Below are 4,705 nucleotides of genomic sequence, written 5' to 3'. Positions count from 1 at the left end.
TCCGAGATTCCAAACGGCGGATTCTTGTAGAGGCTCAATGTCTTTTTCCCATCTCGGCTTGTCCGAAAAGGTGCTCGCCGCTGTCGCGGCCACCGGTTACACCACGCCCACCCCGATCCAGGAACAAGCGATCCCCCACGTTCTGGCCCGCCGGGACGTTCTCGGCATCGCCCAGACCGGCACCGGCAAGACCGCCGCCTTCGTGCTCCCGATGCTGACCATGCTGGAAAAGGGCCGGGCCCGGGCGCGGATGCCGCGCACGCTGATCCTGGAACCGACGCGCGAACTCGCCGCCCAGGTGAAGGAGAATTTCGACAAATACGGCGCCGGCCAGAAGCTCAATGTCGCGCTCATCATCGGCGGGGTTTCGTTCGGCGACCAGGACACCAAGCTGACGCGCGGCGTCGACGTGCTGATCGCCACTCCGGGCCGCCTGCTCGATCACACCGAACGCGGCGGCCTGCTGCTCACCGGCGTGGAACTCTTGGTGATCGACGAAGCCGACCGCATGCTGGATATGGGCTTCATTCCGGATATCGAGCGCATCTGCAAGATGATTCCCTTTACGCGGCAGACGCTGTTCTTCACCGCGACCATGCCCCCGGAAATCCGCCGGATCACCGAAACCTTCCTGCACAACCCTGAGAAGATCGAAGTCTCCAAGCCGGCGACCACCGCCGCGGGCGTGTCCCAGTTCCAGGTCAGCGTCGGCCGCGAGCCGCATGAGAAGCGCGACACGCTGCGCCGCCTGCTCCGCGACGCCACCGATCTTCAGAACGCGATCATCTTCTGCAACCGCAAGCGCGAAGTCGCCTTGCTCTACAAATCGCTGCTCAAGCACGGTTTCAGCGTCGGCGCCTTGCATGGCGACATGGACCAGTCGGCCCGCACCGCCGCGCTCGATCAGTTCCGCAAGGGCGAACTGCCGCTGCTGGTCGCCTCCGATGTCGCCGCCCGCGGTCTCGATATCCCCATTACCAGCCACGTCTTCAATTTCGACGTCCCCCATCACGCCGACGACTATGTCCACCGCATCGGCCGCACCGGCCGGGCCGGACGCGCCGGCACCGCGATCACCATGGTTAGCCCGCTCGACTTCAAGTCGATGGCGGCGATCGAAAAGCTGATCGGCCAGAGCATTCCCAAGGCGGAAATCAGCGTTGCACTCAGCGAACCGTCGGAAGCGACCGAAGCGCCGGTCCGTGACGGCGGGCATGTGCGCGAGCCGAGACGCCGGAACGGCAACCGTGAAGCGAATTTTGGCACGCCCCGCGAAGGCCATACGCCTCGCGAAGGCTCCGGCGAGGGCCGCAAGCCGCGCCGTGAGCGCGGACCTCGGCGCTCGGGTGGCGGCGACCGCAACAGCTCCCAGCCGCAGCCGCAGGCTCCCGCCGCATTCACAGCGCCGGTCGCACCGCCGCCGTCGCGGACCCCGTCTATCGGCCGCGCCGAAGCTCCCCGCGCACCGCGCGAAGCGGCATCAGAGCCCGCCGATCACTCGCATTTGCCGGCGTTTCTGCTGCGCCCGGTCCGCGCCCGCGTCTGATTGCCGCGAGACCTTGATCGTCAAGGTCCTGCCGGAACCCGTTTACTGGTCGTTCATTCTCGTCCGTTAACTTGACCGCGATAATTTTAACTATTGCCGGCAAGACGACGGGCAGGATGCCCGGATTGGGGATGCGATCAGTGATCAAGGTTCTGGATGAACATGAACGCTCGATGGCGTTCGCGGAAGTCGCGCTTGGTCAGATCAGGTCGCTGCGGCAGACCGCGGTGCCGCGCAATTACGAGATCTGGTACGTCTACGCCACCGGCTACAACGCCCCGCTCAACAACATCATCAACGAGACCCTGACGCGCAACGGCAAGCTGACCGAGGCGGACCTCGACCAGATCTACGACACCTACCTCTCCCAGATCAAAACCACCGACCGCATCGACAAGGTCGGCGCGCGGGTGATCAACGAAATCGACGACGTGATGAGCCTCATCACCGACGCGCTCGGCATGTCGGCGAGCTATGACGATAGTCTGAGCGGCGCGACGCAGCGATTGTCGGTGGCGAAGAACCGCGATCAGGTCAAGGCGGTGGTCGAGCAGCTTGTGGTTTCCACGCGCGAGATGCGCGACACCAACAAGGCTCTGGAAGACCGATTGAGCCTGTCGAAGCAGGAAATTTCCAACCTGCAGCAAAGCCTGGAGGCGATCCGCGCCGAAACCCTGACCGACCCCCTGACCAGCCTCGGCAACCGCAAGTATTTCGACCGCGCCATCGCCGCTGCCGTGCAGAGCGCCGCAGCAGGCGGAGAACCGCTGTCGCTGCTGATGCTCGACATCGATCACTTCAAATCGTTCAACGACAATTACGGCCATCTCACCGGCGACCAGGTGCTGCGGCTGGTCGGGATGTCGTTGAAACAGACCATCAAGGGTCAGGACATCACCGCCCGCTACGGCGGCGAGGAATTCGCGGTGGTGCTCCCGGCAACCGCGCTGCGCCAGGCGCTGACGGTGGCCGACCACATCCGCCGCGCCGTGATGTCCAAGGAACTGAAGAAGAAATCCACCGGCGAAATTCTCGGCCGCGTCACCATCTCGATCGGCGTGTCGATGCTGCAGCCGGGCGACGACACCGATTCCCTGATCGAGCGCGCCGACGCCTGCCTCTACGCCGCCAAGCGCAGCGGCCGCAACCGCGTCATCTGCGAAGCCGATCCGGAATATGCGACCGAGATTCACAGCCAGGTGGCGTGAGGCGATTCTTCAATGCTGAACCGTCATCCTGAGAGCTTGTGAATCTATTGATTTTTGCGTTTTCCGACATGAGTCAAATCAAAGACTTAGGACCCGCAGGAACGTCGAAATTCGAATAGATTCACAAACTCTGAGGTGCGCGCCATCTTCGGCGCGCCTCGAAGGATGCGGCCACAGGTGCATGCCGCCATCCTTCGAGACGCCGCCCAAGGGCGCGGCTCCTCAGGATGACGTTTTCTTTTTCTTGGCGCCCTTCTTCCTGACGGCCCTCTTCGCCACCTTCTTCGCCTTGCTCCCCTTCTTCAACGCCGCGCGCTGCGCGGCGGCCAGCGCTGCCTTCGCCCAACCCGTCAGTTCCTCCGGATCGTCGTACAGCCGCTCCGGCAATTGCCAGTAGGAAGCGACCGTGACGGTCTTGGTCCGGGTCTGGTATTGAAACGGTTTTGAGCCCTCGGCCTCGAAGCGGGGAATGGTTTCGGCGTCGGCGCGCAGATACAGACCGCCGCGCAATGCCAGCGCGAAGTTGGTGCCATCAGCGGAAATGCCGAAGCCTGAGAACATCCGGCGGATGGTCACCGGCCCAAAATCGGCAAACAGGTCGATCAGGAAATCGCGGTCCATGGTTGCTCGTCATTGCGAGCGAAGCGAAGCAATCCAGAGGCAGCCAAGCAAGACTGGATTGCTTCGTCGCTACGCTCCTCGCAATGACGGCGAGGCGCGCGACGTCAGCCCTCAAGCTTCGCGGCCGTCAGCTGCACCGACTCGCCGCAGCCGCAGGCGCCGGTCTGGTTCGGGTTGTTGAAGATGAACTGCGACTGCATCTTGTCGGACTTGTAATCCATCTCGGTGCCGAGCAGAAACAGCACCGCCTTGGGATCGACCAGGATCTTGACGCCCTTGTCCTCGACCACCTCGTCGGTCGCCTTCACGTCGTGGGCATATTCGACCGTGTAGGACTGTCCGGCGCAGCCGCCGTTCTTGATGCCGACGCGCAGTCCGACGATCTCGGAGTCCGCGCGTTTGGTCAGTTCCGTAATCCGCGCCGCGGCGGCTTCGGTCAGCTTCATCACCTGCGGACGGGGCCGCGGTTTTGGCTTGGCGGGCGTGGTGGAGGTTGGTGTCATCTCAGTCATCTATTCAGTCCTCGCGGGACGTCAATCCCGGCTAATTTCGCGTGAGCAGCTTAAACCCTGATCCTCTAATCTTCTAACGCCTCACCACATATTCAGCACGAGGCGCGCCTCGTCGGTCATGCGGTCCGGCGTCCAGGCCGGCTCCCACACGATATTGACATTGACCACGCCGACGCCGGGCACGCTGGCAACCGCATTCTCCACCATCTGCGGCATTTCGGCCGCCGCCGGACAATTCGGCGTCGTCAGCGTCATCTCGACGTCGACGGTGCGGTCGTCCTTGATGTCGACCTTGTAGATCAGCCCGAGTTCATAGATGTCGGCCGGGATTTCCGGATCGAACACGGTTTTCAGCGCGGCGACGATCTCGCCGCCGAGACGCTCGGTCTCCTCGGGCGGGAGCGCCGAGACGGTCTCCATATTCGGTTTGGTGGCTTCCACGGTGTCGGTCATGAAAACAGCTCCCGCGCCTTGATCAGCGCCTGTGCCAGATGGTCGACTTCTTCGCGGGTATTATACATGCCAAACGAGGCCCGGCACGTCGCCGTGACGTTGAATCGCTCCAGAAGCGGCATCACGCAATGGGTGCCGGCGCGCACTGCGATGCCCTGGCGGTCGATCACGGTCGCGACATCGTGGGGATGCGCGCCCTTCATCTCGAAGGAAATCACCGGCCCCCTGCCGCGCGCCGTGCCGATCAGCCGCAGCGAATTGATCTCGCGCAGGCGGTCCTGGGCGTAGGTCAGAAGATCGTGCTCGTGCGCGGCGATGCGCTCCTTGCCGATCGAATTGACGTAGTCGATGGCGGCGCCGAGGCC

The 4,705-nt window shown here is 63.3% G+C and carries 6 protein-coding genes; 2 read left to right on the top strand and 4 right to left on the bottom strand.

The window, feature by feature from the left end; genetic code table 11:
• The first annotated feature begins 37 nt into the window (after window positions 1-37).
• Window positions 38-1,546, top strand: a complete 1,509-nt coding sequence (locus VGP39_RS24135; protein WP_327570610.1) for a DEAD/DEAH box helicase — start codon at window positions 38-40, stop codon at window positions 1,544-1,546.
• 140 nt (window positions 1,547-1,686) lie between these two features.
• Window positions 1,687-2,754 carry a GGDEF domain-containing protein gene (locus VGP39_RS24130; RefSeq protein ID WP_327570611.1) on the top strand — a complete coding sequence of 356 codons (1,068 nt, stop codon included), beginning with the start codon at window positions 1,687-1,689 and terminating at the stop codon, window positions 2,752-2,754.
• Window positions 2,755-2,976: 222 nt separating this feature from the next.
• On the opposite strand, the gene VGP39_RS24125 is transcribed toward VGP39_RS24130, so the two are convergent.
• The 4 genes from VGP39_RS24125 to VGP39_RS24110 form a co-directional block, all read right to left on the bottom strand.
• Window positions 2,977-3,375 carry a TfoX/Sxy family protein gene (locus VGP39_RS24125; protein ID WP_327570609.1) on the bottom strand — a complete coding sequence of 133 codons (399 nt, stop codon included), beginning with the start codon at window positions 3,373-3,375 and terminating at the stop codon, window positions 2,977-2,979.
• A gap of 104 nt (window positions 3,376-3,479) precedes the next feature.
• Window positions 3,480-3,887: an iron-sulfur cluster assembly accessory protein gene (locus tag VGP39_RS24120; RefSeq protein ID WP_327570608.1), complete on the bottom strand. Its 408-nt coding sequence runs from the start codon at window positions 3,885-3,887 to the stop codon at window positions 3,480-3,482.
• An 81-nt stretch (window positions 3,888-3,968) separates the two neighbouring features.
• Window positions 3,969-4,340, bottom strand: coding sequence for an SUF system Fe-S cluster assembly protein (locus VGP39_RS24115; RefSeq protein WP_327570607.1), 372 nt, complete (start codon window positions 4,338-4,340; stop codon window positions 3,969-3,971).
• Window positions 4,337-4,705 (bottom strand): aminotransferase class V-fold PLP-dependent enzyme (locus VGP39_RS24110; protein WP_327570606.1); only part of this gene is annotated, 369 nt, incomplete at its 5' end. The genes VGP39_RS24115 and VGP39_RS24110, both read right to left, overlap by 4 nt.

This window comes from Bradyrhizobium sp., assembly GCF_036009065.1.
Classification (GTDB): Bacteria; Pseudomonadota; Alphaproteobacteria; order Rhizobiales; family Xanthobacteraceae; genus Bradyrhizobium.
Note: the sequence above shows the minus strand (reverse complement) of the source record. Positions and strands in the feature narration are given on the sequence as shown.

Bases quoted from the DNA above. Each gene is read 5' to 3' on its own strand.
- VGP39_RS24135 (WP_327570610.1), top strand. From the start codon at position 38: ATGTCTTTTTCCCATCTCGGCTTGTCCGAAAAGGTGCTCGCCGCTGTC.
- VGP39_RS24125 (WP_327570609.1), bottom strand. From the start codon at position 3,375: ATGGACCGCGATTTCCTGATCGACCTGTTTGCCGATTTTGGGCCGGTG.
- VGP39_RS24120 (WP_327570608.1), bottom strand. From the start codon at position 3,887: ATGACTGAGATGACACCAACCTCCACCACGCCCGCCAAGCCAAAACCG.
- VGP39_RS24115 (WP_327570607.1), bottom strand. From the start codon at position 4,340: ATGACCGACACCGTGGAAGCCACCAAACCGAATATGGAGACCGTCTCG.